The sequence below is a fragment of the Fibrobacter sp. UWS1 genome (assembly GCF_002300445.1).
GTDB lineage: Bacteria > Fibrobacterota > Fibrobacteria > Fibrobacterales > Fibrobacteraceae > Hallerella > Hallerella intestinalis.
In genome coordinates this window covers 1,953,440-1,973,199 of the sequence record NZ_NSGW01000001.1, presented here as the reverse complement: position 1 = coordinate 1,973,199, position 19,760 = coordinate 1,953,440, and the positions used below count along the sequence as shown (strand labels likewise).

At 45.9% G+C, this 19,760-nt stretch carries 15 protein-coding genes; 9 read left to right on the top strand and 6 right to left on the bottom strand.

What is annotated here, in order from left to right; translation table 11 throughout:
• Window positions 1-76 precede the first annotated feature (76 nt).
• Window positions 77-2,437 (top strand): ribonuclease R family protein, encoded by a 2,361-nt coding sequence (locus BGX14_RS08580; RefSeq protein WP_233126459.1) that lies wholly within the window; start codon window positions 77-79, stop codon window positions 2,435-2,437.
• A 3-nt stretch (window positions 2,438-2,440) separates the two neighbouring features.
• Complete coding sequence (locus tag BGX14_RS08575; RefSeq protein WP_095879621.1) at window positions 2,441-3,343, top strand: rhamnan synthesis F family protein; 903 nt, start codon at window positions 2,441-2,443, stop codon at window positions 3,341-3,343.
• Here BGX14_RS08575 and BGX14_RS08570 read toward each other — a convergent pair.
• On the bottom strand, window positions 3,340-4,281 hold the full coding sequence (locus tag BGX14_RS08570) for a hypothetical protein (RefSeq protein ID WP_143394199.1): 942 nt from the start codon (window positions 4,279-4,281) through the stop codon (window positions 3,340-3,342). The genes BGX14_RS08575 and BGX14_RS08570 overlap by 4 nt on opposite strands.
• 138 nt (window positions 4,282-4,419) lie before the next feature.
• Window positions 4,420-5,523, bottom strand: a complete 1,104-nt coding sequence (locus BGX14_RS08565; RefSeq protein ID WP_233126458.1) for a glycoside hydrolase family 9 protein — start codon at window positions 5,521-5,523, stop codon at window positions 4,420-4,422.
• Window positions 5,524-5,657: 134 nt separating this feature from the next.
• On the opposite strand from BGX14_RS08565, the gene BGX14_RS08560 reads away from it, so the two are divergent.
• Window positions 5,658-6,617, top strand: a complete 960-nt coding sequence (locus BGX14_RS08560; protein WP_095878741.1) for an IS30 family transposase — start codon at window positions 5,658-5,660, stop codon at window positions 6,615-6,617.
• Here BGX14_RS08560 and BGX14_RS08555 read toward each other — a convergent pair.
• Window positions 6,601-7,359, bottom strand: coding sequence for a glycoside hydrolase family 9 protein (locus BGX14_RS08555; RefSeq protein WP_095879618.1), 759 nt, complete (start codon window positions 7,357-7,359; stop codon window positions 6,601-6,603). The genes BGX14_RS08560 and BGX14_RS08555 overlap by 17 nt on opposite strands.
• 336 nt (window positions 7,360-7,695) lie before the next feature.
• Between BGX14_RS08555 and BGX14_RS08550 the strand changes: the two genes are divergently transcribed.
• Window positions 7,696-8,763 (top strand): glucokinase, encoded by a 1,068-nt coding sequence (locus tag BGX14_RS08550; protein WP_073304714.1) that lies wholly within the window; start codon window positions 7,696-7,698, stop codon window positions 8,761-8,763.
• A gap of 186 nt (window positions 8,764-8,949) precedes the next feature.
• Here BGX14_RS08550 and BGX14_RS08545 read toward each other — a convergent pair whose 3' ends face one another.
• Complete coding sequence (locus BGX14_RS08545; protein ID WP_073304712.1) at window positions 8,950-9,702, bottom strand: hypothetical protein; 753 nt, start codon at window positions 9,700-9,702, stop codon at window positions 8,950-8,952.
• A 138-nt stretch (window positions 9,703-9,840) separates the two neighbouring features.
• Window positions 9,841-10,791, bottom strand: a complete 951-nt coding sequence (locus BGX14_RS08540) for an aldolase catalytic domain-containing protein (RefSeq protein WP_095879809.1) — start codon at window positions 10,789-10,791, stop codon at window positions 9,841-9,843.
• Between the two features lie 396 nt (window positions 10,792-11,187).
• Between BGX14_RS08540 and BGX14_RS08535 the strand changes: the two genes are divergently transcribed.
• The 3 genes from BGX14_RS08535 to BGX14_RS08525 all read left to right on the top strand — a co-directional run bounded on the left by BGX14_RS08535 (window position 11,188) and on the right by BGX14_RS08525 (window position 15,213).
• The gene (locus tag BGX14_RS08535; protein ID WP_095879617.1) at window positions 11,188-12,780 is read left to right on the top strand and encodes a hypothetical protein; all 1,593 of its coding nucleotides are present in this window, start codon (window positions 11,188-11,190) and stop codon (window positions 12,778-12,780) included.
• An 18-nt stretch (window positions 12,781-12,798) separates the two neighbouring features.
• The gene (locus BGX14_RS08530; protein WP_095879616.1) at window positions 12,799-13,791 is read left to right on the top strand and encodes a Fic family protein; all 993 of its coding nucleotides are present in this window, start codon (window positions 12,799-12,801) and stop codon (window positions 13,789-13,791) included.
• 141 nt (window positions 13,792-13,932) lie between these two features.
• On the top strand, window positions 13,933-15,213 hold the full coding sequence (locus tag BGX14_RS08525; protein WP_095879615.1) for an O-acetylhomoserine aminocarboxypropyltransferase/cysteine synthase family protein: 1,281 nt from the start codon (window positions 13,933-13,935) through the stop codon (window positions 15,211-15,213).
• Between the two features lie 97 nt (window positions 15,214-15,310).
• Here the strand turns inward: BGX14_RS08525 and BGX14_RS08520 are convergent, their stop codons facing one another.
• Entirely contained in the window at window positions 15,311-17,548 is a 2,238-nt protein-coding gene (locus tag BGX14_RS08520; RefSeq protein ID WP_158223276.1) for a M6 family metalloprotease domain-containing protein, read from the bottom strand.
• 472 nt (window positions 17,549-18,020) lie between these two features.
• On the opposite strand from BGX14_RS08520, the gene BGX14_RS08515 reads away from it, so the two are divergent.
• The gene (locus BGX14_RS08515) at window positions 18,021-18,266 is read left to right on the top strand and encodes a hypothetical protein (RefSeq protein ID WP_095879613.1); all 246 of its coding nucleotides are present in this window, start codon (window positions 18,021-18,023) and stop codon (window positions 18,264-18,266) included.
• Window positions 18,267-18,275: 9 nt separating this feature from the next.
• A complete protein-coding gene (locus BGX14_RS08510; RefSeq protein ID WP_095879753.1) occupies window positions 18,276-19,511 on the top strand; it encodes an IS256 family transposase in 1,236 nt (411 codons plus the stop codon).
• Window positions 19,512-19,760 lie beyond the last annotated feature (249 nt).

The following is a 19,760-nucleotide window of genomic DNA, read 5'->3' as shown; positions in this document are numbered from 1 at the left end:
CTCCGTTTCTTTCACCAAGAAAATCTTTGCCTTTGCCCAAGCATTAACCTATTTTCTGGATGTAAGGAGATTCATTATGGAAAATTTGCCCTCTAAAGAACAGATTATCGCCGTCGTGCGCGATGAACCGATGATAGGCAGCCAACTACGCAGAGCGATGGGCATTACCAAGCACAAAAAATTGGCATTCAAACAGCTCCTCGCCGAAATGGTCAGCGAAGGTTCGCTCGCCCGAACAAGCAGCAAAGAATACACGCCGGGAACAGGAATCCCGAAAGACAAGAACGAAGCGGAAGAATTTGAAAGCCAAAGACCCGCAGCCGCCAGCCGACGAAAAGCGTCTGCAAAGGACGAAGAAACCCGCGTCCGCCGAGGCGTTTTAAGTCCCGACGGAAAAGACTGGTGGCAAGTCACGGAATTAGAAACCGGAAAAATCTACGAAATGGCGCACCGCAGCAAAGCACCCGGAAAAGACGGAGAAACGATTGCGTTTACACTCTATCCGCACCCGAAATTAAAACATTCGATGCTCGCCAAAGTCGATCGTTCCGCTTCCGAAAGCGAACTTTCCTGGAAAGATGTCACCGCCCAATTTATGAAGGACGCTTCGCTTCCGTCCAAATTTTCCGATTCCATCATGGACTTCGTGAACAAGCAGAAAGAACCGACCGAAGCGGATTTAAAAAATGGGCGACTCGATTTGCGGAACCTGTACATCCTCTGCATCGACCCGGACGGTGCCATGGACCACGACGATGCCATTTCCGTGGAAAAAAGAGCTGATGGCGGATTCCATCTGGGCGTGCACATTGCGGATGTCAGCCATTATGTTCCCGAAGGCAGCGAGCTCGACGACGAAGCGATTACGCGCAGCTTTACGCAATATTTGCCGTGGACAGCCGTGCCCATGCTTCCCGATCGCCTTTCCAGCGACCTCTGCTCTTTGCATCAGGGCGTGGATCGTCTGGCATTCAGCTGCCTGATAGAACTCGACAAAGACGCCAACGTACAATCTTTTGAATTCAAAAAGAGCCTGGTGAACATTACGGCAGGCATCACTTACGGCGAAGCGGTGAAACGTCTGGAAGCCGGAGACGAACACGTCAAAGCTCTTCAGGAAGTCGCCGATCTTTTGCGAGCAAACCGGCAAGCCTCTGGAATTTTGGAACTGGGCAGCACCGAACTTGGCTGTAAATTCGACGAGAACGGCGAACCCGAAAAAATCGTTCCGAGAGAGGGCAACGAATCCGACCATTGGATTGAAGAATGTATGCTGATTGCAAACCGTTGTTGCGCACAGGAATTGCAACGCCGCCATTTGCAAGGAGTCTATCGGATTCACGAAGCTCCCGATACCAAAGACATTATGGAGCTGTATTACCAGCTGCCGGACTTGTTCAAAGACAGCCCGATTTCTTTGCGGGAACTCGGCAAGCCCCGGCGTGGGGACACCAACCTGAATCCGGACGTATTTAAACTATACCAGCATCTGGTCGAACGCGCCAAAGGTGACGAAGAACTGACCGTGCGCATTCTTCGCAGTATGCAAAAAGCCCATTACGACAGCAACTGCTTTGGACACTTCGCTCTTAACTGGCAAGACTATGCGCACTTCACCAGCCCGATTCGCCGTTACGCCGATCTCTGGTGCCACCGTGAATTGTCCCGCCAATCCGCCGCAGAAACCGACGCCAAACGCGCCTGGGACGTGGTCGCCGTCTGCTCCGAAATTTCGGCAAACGAAGTCAAAAATCAAAAGACAGAAAGAATGTCCCTCAAAGTCTGCGCGACATGGCTCCTTCGCAAACACTTGGGCGAAGACTTCGACGCGACCGTGACAGGCATTCAGGAATGGGGCGTTTACGTTGGCGTCGATGACCCGCGCGCCGAAGGCCTTGTGCGATTCCGCGACATCGCCGGTTCCGACTATTACGTTTTCAACCCGGACAAAGGAATCGTCTATGGCAAACGCAGCGGCAAAACTTTTGCCCGTGGAGACAAAGTCAAAGTTCGATTGCTTCGGGCCAATCCTGTCCGCGGCGAAGCGGATTTTGCCATCCTCGAAAAAATTTCGGACGGTCGCCTCTCCAAAATTCCCACAAAAGACCGCGCAGAAGCTGCCGAAGAATTGGGACTGGTTTCGCAGCCCGACGAAAACGAACTCGAAAGCATCCGTCCCCGAGAACGCAAAAAAATCCGTGAAGCCTACGGCAAAGATCGGAAAGCGAACAAACGCAAATCCGACCGCGCGCCGAGTTCCCGAAATTCGGAAAAAGGCTCTCGGAAATCCCGAAATAAAAACAGCGGGTTCGACGAACGGGAAAACGCTTTTTCGGAGCGCAAAAATTCGCGGCGGAAAAAATTCACCCGAAAGAAAAATTCTACTTTCGGAAACTCCCGCCGGGATTCCGGAAAAATCCACACGAAGAAACGCTAATCCATGCCCCAGCCCTCCCCTTTGCGCAAAATCCTGTACGCCTCCTACCAAACAGGCGAATCCCTTCCGGGATATATCCGTTACGCGCTAGAAGGACTTTGCCAAACGGGATTTTCCGTGGCGTATCTGACCAATTCCCGCGACTTGGATGCTTCGGCGCACGCCTTCTTCAAATCGCATCAAATCGAATTGTTCTTTACAGAAAACCGCGGCTATGATTTTGGAATGTGGCGGCGCTACATCGCTTACACGGCCAAATTCCGCAGGGAAGAATGGGAACGCCTGGTTCTCATCAACGATTCCATTGTCTATTTTCAAAACCGCTTTGTACAGATATTCCACGCTGCCGAAAAAAATGCCGCCGACATCGTTTCCCTTACAGAAAACGACGAAATGGCTCCCCATTTGCAATCGTTTTTCCTGTATTTAAAAGCTTCGGCAATCGGCACTTTTTGCGAACGCCTACTGAACGAACCCGACAGCGAAAGCTTTTACGAAGCAGTCGCCCAAAAAGAAGTGGGATTCAGCGTGGCCATGCGAGATCTGGGATTTTCCTTGGAAGCGTTAATTCACACGGAACGTCCCGTGCTATTTTCTTACCCGGAACTCATCGCCGACAAGCGCGGCTTTGTCAAACGGAAACTTCTGCAAAAAAGATGGACACGCGGCGAAGCCTATTTTTTTTGGGATGGCAACGCCGAAACCGCCCTCTTGACGGATTATGAAAAGTGGATTCGAGAAAAAGGTTCTCCCGACAGCGATTTCGACCTCCGCTGGCTCAATGAATCCAAACATCCGCTTCGCCAAAAAATAGCGGACAAATTTCGATTCGCCTATTACAAATTCCGTTGGCGGCTCCATTGCCTAAAACGAAAACGGCAGGAGCGTCAAAACGCCAGACTTTAACTGATGCGGATTTTTTCTGCGTCGGCTTTCACCTTGACGCGAACGGTAAGGCAATCGGCAAGATGCATTTCCGTTAAAAAGGCTTTTAAGATTTCATATTCGCCAGCCGCTTCCAAGACCGCAAAATCTCTTTCAAAGATGCGGAACATTTTTCCGGCTTCGGCAACGCGCTCTTCAGAAATAGCAAACAGTTCAACCATATTGATGGCGTACAGCTTTTTAAAAAGGAATGCCGGCAGAACGAAAAGCGTCCGGAACCAATCCGAAACGGTCTGCGATTTTTGAGGCTTGGCATTTTGCTGCGCCACCACATTGATATAAGTCCGAATTTCCTTTCCCATAGCGTGAATTTGCAACGGGCGAAATCTCTTCGACTTGTAAATTTTCGCATCGGCTATCATATCCAACGAACCGCGTACAAAAAAATCAAAAAAATCGGAATAAAGCGAGTAGCCAATGGAATTTAAAACTTCCTGCTGGGATTCGGGAACTATCTGCTTCAGCTCTTCCCGAAATTTGCCCACAGCCCGGGAAAAATTTTCTTCGGTAGAACAAATTTCATATTCTTTCCCACAAAGAATCGCTTGATGCCGCATTTCAAAACGAACAAGTTCCCGCAATCTTTTATACGCATCCCCGTTTTCTTCGGGTTCGGGAAATTTTTCCCCGAATTTCTTTTCTGCGTCATCGATCATTTGATCTATTGAAGAATCATAATCCGTCGATGCACAAATTTTTTGCGAAGAGGCGAATAAAAATTTCAACAGACGATTGTAGCATTCTTCGGAATGCGTATCGGTATGCTTAAAATGCAGCAAACCGTCCAATGCGGAATCAAAGGAATTTTCAAAATCGCCCTTTTCGGCAAAAGTCTCCGCCGCTTGGCAACTCGCCTCTAAATCCCATTCTTTTTCGGCACATTCAAAGTTTTCCATCATCCTCTTCGCCATTTTAAAACGCCGATTCCATACCGGCGAATGTTCCGAAAATATAGGATAATTTTTGAGCGGAATCGGTTTTGAAGCCGATTCCCAAAGCGTTCCGTTTCCAAGCAAAAGCGCGATTTCATCCGCGGATTACGGAATGCGCATCCCTTTCAAATCAAAACGCTTACCATTCTTTTCCACAAAGACTTTTTCTCCGTTAAAGTAGAGACGAACAGACTGCTTGTTTACTTTTGAATTCGCCAAAACGGGCTTCAGCGCGGTGCTTCCTTCGGCAAAATCCGGCTTATGCCCGCTATTCAAAGCTTCAATAGCGCCAGCCAAATAAGCAAAGGGCGCATTCCAATTGATGGCCACTTCATTCGAAGCATAGCTGCAGCGGTTATCTACATAAGACGTCGCCGGAAATCCCGTCCGATAATCGGAACATTCCCAACTTTCCGACCCGATATCTTCGCCACCCGGCTGAGGGCCGCCCACCAGCATTCCCGGCACAGGGGCCGCAATTTTATCGGCGGTGCTCGGACGGTGATGCGGATACTTCGGCGATACGGTTCCAAATCCCGTCAAGAACGACAGATTCAAAGGATTCTTGCCCAACAGATAATCCAAAACCTTTCGAGCCGCATCGTAATATTTCTTCTCGCCCGTCAAATAGTAAGCATACAAAAGCCAGACGCCCTGATTTGCCGCCACCGCATTGGAACCCCACACAAAATCCCGCTCGTCCATGACAACGCCAAAACCGGAATTCGCCCTATCCACAAAGGCATCGCTTTTTTCCAAAAGGACTTGCCTTGCCGAAAGCGCCGTATTCCCCATTTCCGTTTCATGAGTCGCCGCGCCATAAATCGCAAGTCCAGACACGTCGCCCCAATTCGGCACGTTGCCTTCATTTACATTTTGCTTGTAAGAAGCGTCTCCCGTCGAAATAAAAATCTCCGTTCCGGCAAAAAGTTTTTCATCATCAAAATTGCCGTCACCATATTCCCCCGTCGAAACGTCCGAAGGATTATGGAAAGCGGCATCCGGATTTTGCACTCCCCAAGCATACGCCTTTTTTGCCGCCTCCAGACATTGAACAGCAAAAGCCTCATCCAATTTTTTATAAACCCGATAAGCCGCCGCCATCACTCCCGCAAAATCAAAAGATGCCGCAGTTCCCTTTCCAATCACATAAAGGGCCGACTTGTCGCTGCTGGGCATCACATCGCCAGGAAAACTTAAAGAAGTCAATTTATGATACGCGAATTTTCACCGTCAATGCGACTGATATAGGTTGAATCGGGAAGAAAAAAAGTTCCCTAGGGCTAGCCCCTGGGGAACCTGGCCGAAACTTTTCTACCTTGCCGATTCTACCAAAAAAGGACATGGCGGTGAGTCTCAACCAAGCACAAAGATACGAAATACGAGCGCTCAATGCGGCAAAGATCCCCCCGAAAAACATAGCCTTGCAGCTGAAGGTCCACAAATCCACAATCTACAGGGAACTAAACAGGGGCGGCGGCCGCCAGCATTACGACCCGGTCAAGTCGCAGGAACGGGCAGACCTCCTTGCCGCGACAAGTCACCTGCATTACGACTACGACGAGGACGACTGGAAAATCGTGGACGGGAAAATCAAGGAAGACTACTCTCCCGAACAGGTGAACGGACGCGCGAAACTCGATGGGATGGGTGTCCCTAGCGTCGCCACGATATACAGGCATGTGAACAAGGACGAGGACCTGAAGAAGCACTTGCGGCACGGCAAGAAACCATACCGTAAGCGCGGGGAGAAGAAGGACAAGAGAGGCCAGATTGTAGGCCGCGTGCCCATCGAGGAACGTCCGGCAATCGTGGACGAGAAATCACGCGTAGGCGACATCGAGATAGACCTGATAAACAGCGCGGACCATGACGCGAACCTGCTCACGATCAACGACAGGATGACGAATTACAGCCTGATAAGGTATCTTCCGACGAAGAACGCGAAAGACCTGAAGAGAACGCTTGTGAGGGCGCTGAAGGACTTTGAGAAAACGTTCGAAGTCAAGATTCTCACAATCACTTCGGACAACGGGAAGGAGTTCGCCTGTCACGCAGAAATAGCGAAAGCTATGAAGGCGGATTACTACTTTGCGAACCCGTACCACTCCTGGGAGCGCGGTGCCAACGAGAACATGAACGGTCTAATACGCCAATATCTTCCCAAGAAGGAGTCGTTCAAGGGAATCTCTCCCCGGAAAGTTCGCTGGATACAGGATAAACTGAACAACAGGCCTCGAAAAAGGCTTGACTTTATGACCCCTTTAGAGTATATTTATACGCAAGTTAAACTACAAACCTAAGTCGCGTTAGCGACGAAAATCCGCCATAGACTCCGCCGTCCGCCGCCTGCATCGAAAGCATCCAATCCAAATTGTATTTGATTTCGGCGAGCAAATCGGGCAAAGCGCCATCCGCCGGAATGTTCCATTTCAACGTGCCAAAATAATTCGGAAAATGTTCATACAAAGAAAGCAGCGTGTAGGTCGTAATGCCGGAATTCACAATGTAGCGACCGTAATCGCCCGCATCATACCAGCCTTTCAAAGATTGGATGGTTCCGGACTCCCCTGTAGAACTGTGTAAAGAAATGCTGCCCGTCGTATGCCCCGCAGACCGCTTCCACTGCCCCGCATAAGTTTCTTCCAAAGCCATAGACGCCCGCTGATAATAATACCACTTGAGCGAAGCTTTCAAAACTTCTTCAAAAGTATCATCGACTATTTTCAAATCGCTACGAACAATCTGGCCGCCAATTTGAATGGAATACGTTCCCGGCTGTTTCAATTCCGAAAAATCCACCCGCTGCACATTTTGCCCACTCGGCGCCCAATAAGAAACTTCCGAAGGCACAGCACTCAACACCACCTGTCCTGACGCATCCAGAATTTTCACTGCGCCAGAAGCATCTGCAATAGTGAACTCCTTAGCATCGTTGGAACGGTAACCGATTTGATTAATAAAAGCGGTCGCTCCAAAAGCCGAAGAAACCGCAAGCAGAGAAGCTACCGAAATCGGCGCACAACGTTTAACAGAAAAAATCATAACAGCCTCCTTTTGAGGGGAACGTTTTTAAAATAATCCCACATCCCCGTATGGAATCCAAGCGAAGCCCAAATTTGTTTACGAACGTGTCCAGCATAACAGATTCCCCTTGTGGCAAGAATCAAAAATCGATTCAAAGCCGGAATCGTTCCCAAAAAGGCAGCGGCGAATTTCAGAAAGTTCCTTCCATTCTAAATTTTAGATATATTACTTTCAGGCGATTTTAAAAACAAATTTGAAAAAATCGAAAGAGACCAAGCGATGCTTCGACAAGCTCTGCGACCGATTTTTTGAAAATGAATTTTTAGAAGCGGCCTTTAACATGATGGAGTTTTTATGGACTTAAAATGGTGCAATCCCGAAGCGGAATTTGAACGACTGGTCTTGGCAATCGATGTGGGCGGAACCAACACAAACATTGGACTTGTCGCCTATAAAGAAGGAAAATTCACTCTGGTTTTAAAAGCGGACTATGCTTCTGGGAATCTTTCCGGTTTAGAAGCCCCGATTACGGAAACCCTTCACATTGCCGCCGAAAAACGCGCGGACTTGAAACCCAGCCATTGCTGCATCAGTGCCGCCGGGCCCGTTTCCGAAAATCGCTGCGTCATGACAAATCTCTCCTGGCGCGTGGACGGAAACGAACTCACCACAAAACTCGGCATTCCCGTTCTGGTCGTCAATGATTTTGTCGCCATCAGCTACGGCATTCCGACTTTGAACGTAAACGATTCGGAACAGATTTACAAAATGCCCCATTTAGACGGCACCACTCCCGATTCCAAGCCTTCCACAAAAGCGGTCATCGGACCGGGAACCGGAATGGGCGTATCCTTTTTGGTTTTCGACGGGAAAAAATACATCCCGGCAAGTTCCGAAGGCGGGCATATCTCATTTGCGCCGTTCGACAAAGATTCCCAGGATTTCAGAGACTACATGCAAAAGCGCATCGGCCAAGTTCCCGGCGTAGAACCGCTCTGCGCAGGGCAAGGGCTTGCGCACCTGTATGAATGGTGGCGCGACACCCGCGGCATTCCGGACAACGACGCCTTCCGGAAAATTGAAGCGACCGATTGGAGCGACCGCCCCAAATACATCAGCCGGGCAAGCGATACCGATCCCGTCGCCGCAGAAATGATGACTCTCTGGGTCAAAATGCTCGCCCGTTACGCCAGCGACGTCTGCGCCATGCTCTTGCCTTTCGGCGGATTCTACCTTGCCGGCGGAGCCATGCAAAAAGATTTGCGCTGGCTCATCAAAGAAAACCTGTTCATGAAATATTTTGAACAAAATTACAACCCGAACATCTTGCCGCTTTTGAAGAAAATGCCGATCTATGTCATCAAGGATTACAGCATCAGTTTATACGGCGCAGCAAACGCCAGCGTAAACCTGCAAAATTAACATTCCCAAAAAGAAAAGCTCGACAATTTTTTGCCGGGCTTTCTTGTTTTTAAACCCATAGCGTTGTCCGCCTGCGGCGTGCCGTGCCCTCGCGTTATCGCCGCACATTCTGCGCGCCGTCCGTTCAGCCTCGCCTACGGCGAGTCCGAACCCGTCCGGGCTTCGGTCACTAACGCCATTTCAAAATCAAAATTCTTTCAACACGCCCAATGCGCGCTCAATGGTCTCCCGCCCAATCCCGAAAATCGCATTCAACTTTTCGATTCGCTCCGACGGAGCAATTTGTTCCAAACGCGAACCGTTCTTATCGCGAACAAGCAAGTTTCCTTTTTGATAATAATACTGGATGCCGTTTTTTCTATCGAGTTTGTTCAACACCGGATAAGTCATCATTTCCTTATCAAACGATGCGCTCCAGTGTTTTTGAAATTCCTGTTCGCCAACTCCCCGAATATCAAATTCAAAACGCAATTTCAGCGGTCCCTTGGCAGAACCCGTGAAAAGCCCGAGAACGCCGTTAAAAAGTTCCAAGCGCACCGCATTCGGAACCAGCGGGAAAAATGCCTGCGTCTTTTGCATCGGAATTTCGGCAGGGATTTCCAACGGATCAAAAATCAAATAGCCGGGATCCAACAGATAGCGCTTTTCGGAAAGCGGCAAAAGCAATGCGCAGTGCACATTCTTTTCAATACGCTTGTCGCCCATCAAAAGTTTCGGCTTGTATCCCATGCGAAGAAGTTCCTGGTATAAATGCCAGGTCAAACTGAAGCACGTTCCGCCGCCCATCCAGGCGTCCAAATCATTTTCATAACTGTCGTCCAATTTGCGTGCCGCATCAGCGCTTTTCGCTTGAGAATAGCGGATGATTTTTGTCAGATTTTCGTAGGTGACATGAGAAACGCGTTCACAGAGATCGAGAATTTCTTTTTGCATAGCCATTTCGATAAAGTCCAATATCCAAGTCAAATTTATTATTTTCAACGAAATCCATTTTAGCTTTATCGAGAGCGGTCAATAGCCAAAATTCCGTGAATTTAAAAAGCCGCTTTGCAGCGGCTTCGTTTTCCTTTTCAACTGTTAGATGTTCAATTCGTTCATCATCATTTCGTAGAACTTTCGATACATATCCTTTTCCGGTCCCTTGCGGAAATCGATCGCCGAAGAAGGATGCAAGTTCAAAGAACCCGTAATCATTTGCGGAATGATATAGCCCCATTCGTATTTCTGGCGAAGCGGCACAAACAATTCCGTAATCGCATCCAGTACGGGACGCACATCGTATTTGGGATTCTTTAAGAAGCTCAAAAGAAGTTCCGTTGTGCAGTTTCCCGCGCCGCGACCCATTCCCGTTACCGTGCAATCCAGATAATCCACATGGTTGATAATCGCCTGAATGGTATTGCTAAAAGCCAGCTGCTGGTTGTTATGCCCGTGGAATCCGAACTTTTTCGTTTTTACATGTTCCCGATAGCGTTTCACGGACTGGTCGATGTCTTCCTGATAGAAATGCCCAAAGGAGTCCACCAGATAAAGGACGTCCGCCTTGCACTCGTTTTCCACCTGGTCAAGCGCTTCGTCGAGTTCCGGACCGCGATCGCGACTGACAGCCATAATATTCAAGGTCGTTTCATAGCCCATATCATGGAAGGTGTTCACCAAGTCGATGCCCTTGTCGATATTCTTCACGTAGCTCGCCACGCGGAACATCTGGTATGGAGATTCGGAAGCGGGTTTGATCGCTTTCAAATTGACACGACCGACATCCGCCATCACGGCAAATTTCACAGAGCTTTCAATGCCGTCGCGCACTTTCCAAAGCAAATCGTCATCGCAGAACTTCCACGGACCGTAATCTTTCGGGTCAAAAAGATCGGGAGAATTTTTGTAGCCCATTTCCATGTAGTCCACGCCAGCAGCGGTCAAAAGCTGATAAAGGCGACGGACAAATTCCAAACTGAAATCGTGCTTGTTTACAAGGCCACCATCACGGATGGTGCAATCGAGAACTTTAATAGAAGGATAGTACATTTGAATTCCTTTTCCCGCCATGCGGGATTTCTATGACAACGGAAAGATAAATCGCTTTTGGGCAAAATCCAATAGGTGATTCAAAGATTTTACAAAATTCTTTATTTTATACGCAATTTATGCGTAGAATGACTAAATATTTCAAATTTTATTAAAATTTAGCCAATCTTGTTTTTTGCAAAAAAAACAATTCAGACATTCAGAAGAGCTTCAACAGCTTTTCCTCTCACTATTTTCAAAAGAAATTTTATTTAGTCAATGTTTTATATTTGTTTTCAACGCAAAATTTGCGTTGAAAATATACAAACAACCGATGCTACTCTAGGGAAATAGTTTTAAATTTAAACGGAAAGTTGACAACAACTTTAGCCATCCCAGCTAGAAAGGAAACCCTCCATGAAAGCGACAAATTTTGCAAGCAAGCAAGCGGCTATTCTCCTCTCCATTTTCGCCCTGAACGCCTGTTTCGACAGCGACTCCGCAACAGGAAACGTTCCTGCGGATTCCGATACAGCGATGGAATGTACAGCTAAAAAAATAGAGGGAGGCTCCGATTTTGAATTTATCTGCAACGGAACGGTCGTAGGCTCCATCGGGAATCTTGCGGAGAGCTCCTGCAAGTTCGAGGAACTCGGCGACAGTACAGGCTATGAAATCATCTGCGGAAGCGATACGGTCGGCACTTTCTATGGTTCGCTTGCGGACACGATTCCCACAACCGATTCGACGACGGCGAATCCCGCCAAATGCTCGGAAGGGGATCTTTTCCTACAGGCAACCCCCGCAAAAAAATACGTCTGTTTCCATGAAACGTGGAAAGCGGCGGACTCGCTGGATGTCCTCACCATTTGGGCATACGACACCTACGGAATTGCTTGCAACGATTCGAACAAGGGGGAAATTATCCAAGGAAAAATCTCCGGGCTGGACAAGGTTTGCAAATCGAGCGGTTGGGCAAGCCCCAATCAAGCGGATTACGCGATGGAAGGTCAAAAATGCACTGCGGAAAACGAGGGAAAAATAGAGGAGAGTAAAATTTCCGAAGAATATTACAAATGCGAGAACGGTTCCTGGATTCAATCTTACAGACTGGACTACGATACGCAAGATAAAACATGCGACGAATCGAACGAGGGCGAAATAATCGAAGTAAATCACTACAAATCTTGCGTTCACTATATCACTTCGACAAATTACTACAAATGCAGCCAAAACAATTGGCAATATTTGTCTTTGCTAGAAAGGGACATCTACGAGGGAATGATCTGCGATTCTTCGAACATCGGGAAAATGGAAATTGGCCCTTACAGCAACATCGCCTATGTATGCCAGAAAAACGGATGGGAAGAACTCGTTTCCGAAATGTCCTGGTACGGCAACGACAGTGAATTCCGAGTAAAGACGGAATACAACCAGTACAGTGAAAACGCTGGTGGATGGTTCGTGTACTCGGACAGCTCTCTCGGAGGAAATTCAAGAATCAAATGGCCGGTGGAAACCGGGAACGAATACGATGACAAGGCTCTGGATCCGGTTATCGAGCATTGCAATGGTCTTTGCGGCGAATTCGTTCTGGGCGACTCTTTGCATTTTAACGACAGCAGCTATCAAAAACCTTTCATCGGCGTCGGATTCAACGTCACGGACAGCGATACCGTCGGCGGGGATATTACCGGTTGGGGCGGAATCAGCATCGCCTACAGCGGTCCGGCAGCAATCATTGAATTAGTCCCTGAAAATGAAAAAAACTATCTGGAAAGCGACAACTATTTTGCAAATATCCCCCGCCAGGGCAGCATAAACGCCATAAAAATTTCTTGGAACGATTTTAACTCTTGGGCGAGCCTTGATAGTCAAACAGAAGTTCCCCTGAACGAATTTTTGAAAAAAGTCGTCGCCATCAGAATCTACACACAACTCGAACCGGGATCCATCGAATCTTTCAAAATCATGGCCATCGGCTCCTACAACACACCGGTTTATTATTAGGTATATTGTTCAGCGAAAATGCTCTATATTTACCAATATCCCGATTGGACAAAATTCCGTTACAAGCAAAAGGTAACCACTTCGCTTGGGCGCGTCCGGATGGCACAAGGTTATTTGACGGGAATCGCTTCCCTGGCTCTGGACAAGTGCGACGCAGAGGAATGTTCCCGCAGGGATTTGGTAGCATCCTTCGAAGCGGAATCGGCAGAACTTTCAAAAAAAGCTTTCGATACCTTCATGGGGGCTTCCCGGAATTTTCAGAAGGAAATCTCCGAAGAAAACCTGCTCGAATGGCACGCAGCCTGCGTAAAAGGCGGCGGGCATTTTAGGACTTCTGAAAGCGCGGAACCCGGAGTGGAACCGGAGCGCATCGCAAAGGAAATTTCCCTTTTTCTGAAATTTTTCAATGCGGCAGAAATGGACTATGTATTAAAAGCGGCCATCGCGCATTTCTGGTTTCTCACCATCTGCCCTTTTGAAAAAGGGAACAAAGCTATTGCCGGACTTCTTTCCGACATCCAACTTTCCCGTAGCGAAAATTCGCACAATCGGTTTTACTCCCTGTTTTCCGAACTATTGAAAAATCCTGCGGATTATGCCGAAAAACTTTTAAAAGTTCAGCAAGGGGACGGGGAAATTACAGAATGGCTTTTGTGGTTCATCGAAAAATTAAATGCCGCCATAGAGTGCGCCACCAATCATTTTTCGCCACAATTTTCAGAGGCGGCAATGTCGCTATCCATTGAAGGAATTGCTCTTTCCGACCGTAAAATGCGCCTCTTGAAAATTTTGCGCCAAGACAACGGTTTTCTGCAAAACTCTTCTGTGGAAATTTCCTCATCGGAATGGGCAAAGATATCCGGCATTTCGCACGATTCCGCCTTACGCGATTTGACGGATCTCGTCGAAAAAGGAATCCTCAAAAAAACAAAGGCAAAAGGACGCAGCACCAGATATCGGCTGGTCGGTATTTCTAGCCAAGATGAAAAAAAGGAATTTATATACAAATGAATCCTTGGAGGCCTGGAATTTCCGCTTCTCCAAGTTGCTTCAGTCCCAACATCCCCTAAATTGCCTTGTATATGTCAAATCGGCTTTCATATATAATTTTCAATTTTTTATTTTATTTCGGCATTTACAAAAGGATTCAATATGAAACTGAACAAAGAAACCCTATGCGTTCAAGCCGGATGGACTCCGAAAAAAGGAGAATCCCGGATTCTTCCGATTTACCAGAGCACGACTTTTAAATACGATACCAGCGCGCAGATGGCGGACCTTTTTGACTTGAAAGCGGACGGCTATTTTTACACTCGCCTTCAAAATCCGACCAATGATGCCGTCGCTGCCAAAATTGCGGCACTCGAAGGCGGCGTTGCCGCGATGCTCACCAGTTCCGGTCAAGCGGCAAATTTCTACGCTATTTTCAACATCTGCGAAGCCGGCGATCATTTTGTGAGTTCCTCTGCAATTTACGGCGGCACTTACAACCTCTTTTCCGTCACGATGAAGAAATTGGGAATTGAAGTCACCTTTATTGATCCCGATGCTTCCGAAGAAGAAATCGACAAAGCTTTCCGACCGAATACAAAAGCCTTGTTCGGAGAAACCATTTCGAATCCGACCTGCCACGTCACCGACATTCGAAAATTTGCCGACATCGCCCACAAGCACGGTGTTCCTTTTATCATCGACAATACATTTGCCACGCCGGTTCTCTGCCGTCCGTTTGAATTCGGAGCGGACATCGTCACGCATTCCACCACTAAATACATGGACGGACACGCAATGACTGTAGGCGGTTGCATCGTGGATAGCGGTCGTTTCGATTGGTCTGCGCATGCCGACAAATTTCCCGGCATGACTGAACCCGATCCCTCTTATCACGGTCTCGCTTACAGCAAAGCTTTTGGAGAAAAAGGTTATATCGTCAAAGCGACCGCCCAGCTGATGCGCGATTTGGGAAGCATTCAGGCTCCCATGAATTCCTTCCTCTTGAATATCGGTTTGGAAACGCTAGCTCTCCGCATGCCAAAACACTGCGAAAACGCCATCAAAATTGCTCAATTTTTAAGCAGCCATCCCAAAGTGGCGTGGGTCAATTATGCAGGCCTTGAAAAAGACCCTTATCACGCTCTTGCCAAGAAACAATTCGACGGCGGCCTCCCCTGCGGCGTCATGGCGTTCGGAATCAAAGGCGGGCGGGAAGAATCCATAAAATTCATGGACTCACTGAAATTGATAGCCATCGTAACCCACGTGGCCGACGCGCGCTCTTGCGTTCTTCATCCGGCAAGCCATACCCATCGCCAGCTTTCCGACGAGCAGCTTTTGGAAGCCGGCATTCGCCCGGATTTAATCCGGCTTTCCGTGGGCATTGAAAATGCGGACGACTTGATTGCCGACTTGACGCAAGCCTTCGAAAAAATCTAAAATGGAAATCAACTGATGAACAAAAACGCAGGCGTAAAAGTCTGCGTTTTTTTCAAATTTAAAATTGCCAATTCCCGATAAAAATCCGCTTTAAAATTCAGCGCAGATAATGCAAAGATTCTGTGATGACTATTTTCCCATCGATTCGCAAAACCGCCCGATAGACTCCATTTTTTAAAGAGCGCATTTCAGAAGAAACATCCGCAGAATACGGATGGCGAATACCGACTTTCAGATTTCCATTCAAATCGTAAATGTTCAACACCGCGTTTCGTTTCTGCAAAAGCATAAAAATATTTTCATGTAAGAACATTCTCTTTGCAAAAATGCGTTTCTGTCCAAAAATTTCAAAAGGCTGCGCCAATGTTTCTGTCGGTTCCGGCAAAACAATGGAAACTTGAAAAGAAAGAATCGCTTCCTTTGCGCCGTAGGAAAATCCCTGACGGAAAGAATAGACATCGCCTGTTTGCGCTCGGGACGGATAATGCCCAATTTTAGCTTTCGCTGAAACAAGATCTATTTCCGAAAAAATTCTGGCTTTTTCATTTTCCCATGAAGTGCTGTAGCCCAAAGAATCAAACCAGTTTCCGGGTTCTGTCGCCGTCGAAACAAAATCCTTGGTATCGTTCGGATTCAAAACAAAATACGAAAGGCCGTTACCCAATAAATTTGCCATTTCCGAAGAAACAAATCCCAAAAAATCAAAAATTTCATTTTCCAACGCAACTTCAACCGTTCCATAAGAGGAATCCAACGGCAATGAAACCGCATAGATAAATTCTTTTTGTTCCATTTGGATACTGCTACTTGAAGAGACCTCACTGCTTGATGAAAGCATAGAGCTTGAAGAAGTGACGCTGCTGGACGATAGCGTAGAACTCGAAGAATTTTTTGGCGGACATTCCTCTAAAACAGCATTGCCGACGGTAAAACAGATGTAGCCGTTTTTTTCCGTGATATGGGAAATTTTGTTATAAATTTTATTTCCGCTCCAGTTGTAAAAATGGTCAAAGTCCGTTATCTTTTGAATGCCAGGATAAGAATACGCATCAGCGGACGAAAGCGAAGCTTCTTCAATATCTACATATTGCGTATAATTGTTCACCCCTTCCGAATCCCAAATTTGCTGATCATAGTCGATGTGCCAAATAAGAAGTCCATGTCCCGGTAGCGAGGCATCCCAATTGCTTTTTTGCCGATTTTCCAGTACAAACCATTGATTCGCATCCTCTGCGTCCACAATCTGATAAGCAAAATTACTGGAATCAAAAGAAGGTATTGCATAAACGCCATCATTATCCGGCAAATCGATAGGTTTATGCCAGCCCAGCCATTCTCGCTCCATAGAACTCATATTGGGAACGTGCGTTCCATAAATCTGTCCGGTCGCAGTATTTACCCAATGATTATAACAGCCCACATCCATTACATCGTATTCGCCAGGAGTTGTAAAAGTTCCCTTATCTGTATTCGTTTGATAAAGATCCGGAAGCCCAAGAACGTGTCCAAATTCATGGGCAAATGTTCCCATACCATCGATGGATGCATTATCAAAATTGCCTTTGCCCGGAATATAAACGTATCTGCCCACTTTTCCCGGTTTGAAATTCTTATTCATCCAGCCCATATAAATAACATTGTCCATCTTGTAATCCGCTGTAGAACCAGCAAGAACCAGGCCTACAAAAGTTCCATCGCTATTTTTTGCATAAGAATCCAATGAGGTCAGCTCTCCAGCATTATAGGCAGCATTCAATACGGCTTCCATGACATTCACATCATTTCCGCTGGGCGTCCCGTTATAATCATAAGGTCCAATAACCTGAAACGTGGGTTTAAAGATACCGCCGGATTGCCGAATATAATAATCCCGGACACTTCCAAAATGCGAGTTGTCGCTGTAACCCGTTTCATTCAACATCCGCTTAAAATTTTCCGCATCCGTATTCGTCCAGGATTTTAAACTGTGATTAACCAAAACAATTAAAAAAGTTTGCTCCCCTTTTGTCCAACTTTCTGCCGAAGGTTTTCGGCGCACTCCTTTGTCTGTTTTCAGAAAACTTCCATAAGGCCGCCGCGAACGTTTTTCCATTTTTTCTTGCAGATAAATTTTTCGTACTTCCGTTTTATTTATCCCGTTTAAAAATTTTTGTATAGCGGCATCCCGTTTATCAGAAGCTTTTATCCCGGAATTTTCTCCTTGCGAATTGGCAAAGCACAAATCTTTATCGCAAAAAACCAGAATATATCCATCTAAAGTTTCTTTATAATGTTCAAATTCATCGCCACGTTGATAAAATGTCAGCGTATCACCATTAGATTGTATATGCTGCATAGGAAAAGGGGGCATCGGCTTTGTCAAAGAAAAAGAAACACAGCCGAAGAAAACAGCAAACCAAATCCATTTATGCATAAAAACACTCCTCATCAAGAAAATTAATATGCGAAAAAAGGAAAATGATTTTTATTTTCAAATTTTCTGTGTTGAATCCGTGCAAAAAAATTCACTAATCCAAAAAATGGAAATTTATACGGTCCTCCACTAAATATTCGCAATTAAAATTTTCAAATATGAACTTCTTTTCGCAAGGGGAACTCGGTTATTAGTTTTCAGTTCCCAGTTCCAACTAGTCGAAGGGTGGTCCCTGAGCCTGTCGAAGGACACTAATCATTAATCACTGATTGCTAATATTAAAATTTAACGCCTATTGAAAAAACATAGCAATGATAATAAACGATTTTTTTTTTAATAATGGCTCTGTAATTTTACTATATATGATTATATATGTATAACCACGGAGGGATTTATGAAAACAGAAAAAACAAGATTGCAGGAGCTCGCGGCAGGTATCGAAGATGATATGAAAACCACTCTGGGTTCTTTGTACAAGGGCATTTCCATTGAAACGAAGGGATTACCTCTCCACAGTCAGGAATCTATAAGCATTCATGAGAGCGGCTCATATTCTGCCGCCGATATTGAATTGCGTGACTCTATCCATAAAACTGTGTCATTCACCACCAAGCATCATTTGAAAAATGATGTAAATTGAGGAACTATGATGACACACGAAGAATATAAAGAGATGATCAAAAAAGCAGCATCTCAGTTCAAAACAGGAAAGCCAATTTTTGGCAAAGACGGAGCATTTCACCAAGTATTGGAAGATTTTTTGAATGCTGCATTAGAAGCGGAAATGGATGTTCATTTGGAAAAAACAAAGCCCGAAAATCGAGAAAATCGGCGCAATGGGAAAATGCCGAAAGAGATAAAAACGGCATACGGAGCAGTCCAAATAAACACGCCTAGAGACCGCGAAGGAAGCTTTAATCCTGAGATTGTGAAGAAACGTCAAACCGTGCTTGCCGAAGGTCTTGCAGACCGAATTATCGGCCTTTACGGACTCGGACAAAGTATGCGCGATATTCAAAAATATTTGGAAGATGATTTTGGCGAATACATTTCAGCCGATACCATTAGCAACATCACAGAACGCGTGTGGCCAGAGATTAACGAATGGAGAACGAGACGTTTAGAAACGGTTTATCCCATCGTTTGGATGGACGCAATTCATTACAAAGTAAAAGATGAATCAGGCATCGTAACAACGCGAGCAATTTACAATGTCATCGGTGTTGATTCAAATGGTTACAAAGATTTGCTAGGCATGTATGTGTCGCAAAGCGAGGGTGCAAAATTCTGGATGCAAGTCCTTTCCGATTTGAAAAATCGCGGAGTGGAAGACATTCTCATCGCTTGTGTAGACGGACTTTCAGGCTTTCCGGACGCAATAGAATCCGTGTTTCCAAAGACCAATGTTCAGTTGTGTGTAGTGCATCAAATTCGAAATTCACTCAAGTACATTAACGCAAAATCACAAAAAGAATTTTTGAAAGAACTGAAGTTAGTTTATGCGGCATCGACCAAAACGGAAGCCGAAATTGCACTAAAAAAATTAGAAGAAAATTGGGCAAAAAAATATCCAATCGTCATTCAATCTTGGAAAGAAAAATGGGATAAACTTTCGTGTTATTTTGATTATCCAAGTGAAATTCGTCGCATTATTTATACGACAAATACTGTCGAAGGTTATCATCGCCAAATTCGAAAAGTGACAAAAACAAAAGGTCTGTTTCCAAATGATGACTCGCTTGTAAAACTCGTGTACTTGGCGTATCGAAATATCAAAAAGAAGTGGAAAAAGCCATTGCAAAACTGGACAACTTGCGTACAAAAATTATCGATTCTTTTTGGTCAAAGATTTAATCCACTCAACTTAAATCAAATTCCAAAATGAATTTTCTCCGCCCCCAAACGGAAACACAAAAACTTTAATTGGATGATTTTTTTTCAAACAAGGAATGATAATTTTATCATTTCTTGTTATATTTGAATTGCTTCAAAAGGAGAAATTTGAAGTTGTCGCAAAGACAAAATCGAGTTGAAAAAACATCGCTTTGATTTTGCTTTTCGCTTCTTCAATTTTGAAATTTCAAAGCTCTTTTTTTAGCTAACAAAAACTAAATGACACAGTTTATTTGACAGA

What these genes read in the sequence shown, in the direction of transcription:
- BGX14_RS08580 (WP_233126459.1), top strand. Translation starts at nt 77, where the DNA reads ATGGAAAATTTGCCCTCTAAAGAACAGATTATCGCCGTCGTGCGCGAT.
- BGX14_RS08575 (WP_095879621.1), top strand. Translation starts at nt 2,441, where the DNA reads ATGCCCCAGCCCTCCCCTTTGCGCAAAATCCTGTACGCCTCCTACCAA.
- BGX14_RS08570 (WP_143394199.1), bottom strand. Translation starts at nt 4,281, where the DNA reads ATGATGGAAAACTTTGAATGTGCCGAAAAAGAATGGGATTTAGAGGCG.
- BGX14_RS08560 (WP_095878741.1), top strand. Translation starts at nt 5,658, where the DNA reads ATGGCGGTGAGTCTCAACCAAGCACAAAGATACGAAATACGAGCGCTC.
- BGX14_RS08555 (WP_095879618.1), bottom strand. Translation starts at nt 7,359, where the DNA reads ATGATTTTTTCTGTTAAACGTTGTGCGCCGATTTCGGTAGCTTCTCTG.
- BGX14_RS08550 (WP_073304714.1), top strand. Translation starts at nt 7,696, where the DNA reads ATGGACTTAAAATGGTGCAATCCCGAAGCGGAATTTGAACGACTGGTC.
- BGX14_RS08545 (WP_073304712.1), bottom strand. Translation starts at nt 9,702, where the DNA reads ATGGCTATGCAAAAAGAAATTCTCGATCTCTGTGAACGCGTTTCTCAT.
- BGX14_RS08540 (WP_095879809.1), bottom strand. Translation starts at nt 10,791, where the DNA reads ATGTACTATCCTTCTATTAAAGTTCTCGATTGCACCATCCGTGATGGT.
- BGX14_RS08535 (WP_095879617.1), top strand. Translation starts at nt 11,188, where the DNA reads ATGAAAGCGACAAATTTTGCAAGCAAGCAAGCGGCTATTCTCCTCTCC.
- BGX14_RS08530 (WP_095879616.1), top strand. Translation starts at nt 12,799, where the DNA reads ATGCTCTATATTTACCAATATCCCGATTGGACAAAATTCCGTTACAAG.
- BGX14_RS08525 (WP_095879615.1), top strand. Translation starts at nt 13,933, where the DNA reads ATGAAACTGAACAAAGAAACCCTATGCGTTCAAGCCGGATGGACTCCG.
- BGX14_RS08520 (WP_158223276.1), bottom strand. Translation starts at nt 17,548, where the DNA reads ATGCAGCATATACAATCTAATGGTGATACGCTGACATTTTATCAACGT.
- BGX14_RS08515 (WP_095879613.1), top strand. Translation starts at nt 18,021, where the DNA reads ATGAAAACAGAAAAAACAAGATTGCAGGAGCTCGCGGCAGGTATCGAA.
- BGX14_RS08510 (WP_095879753.1), top strand. Translation starts at nt 18,276, where the DNA reads ATGACACACGAAGAATATAAAGAGATGATCAAAAAAGCAGCATCTCAG.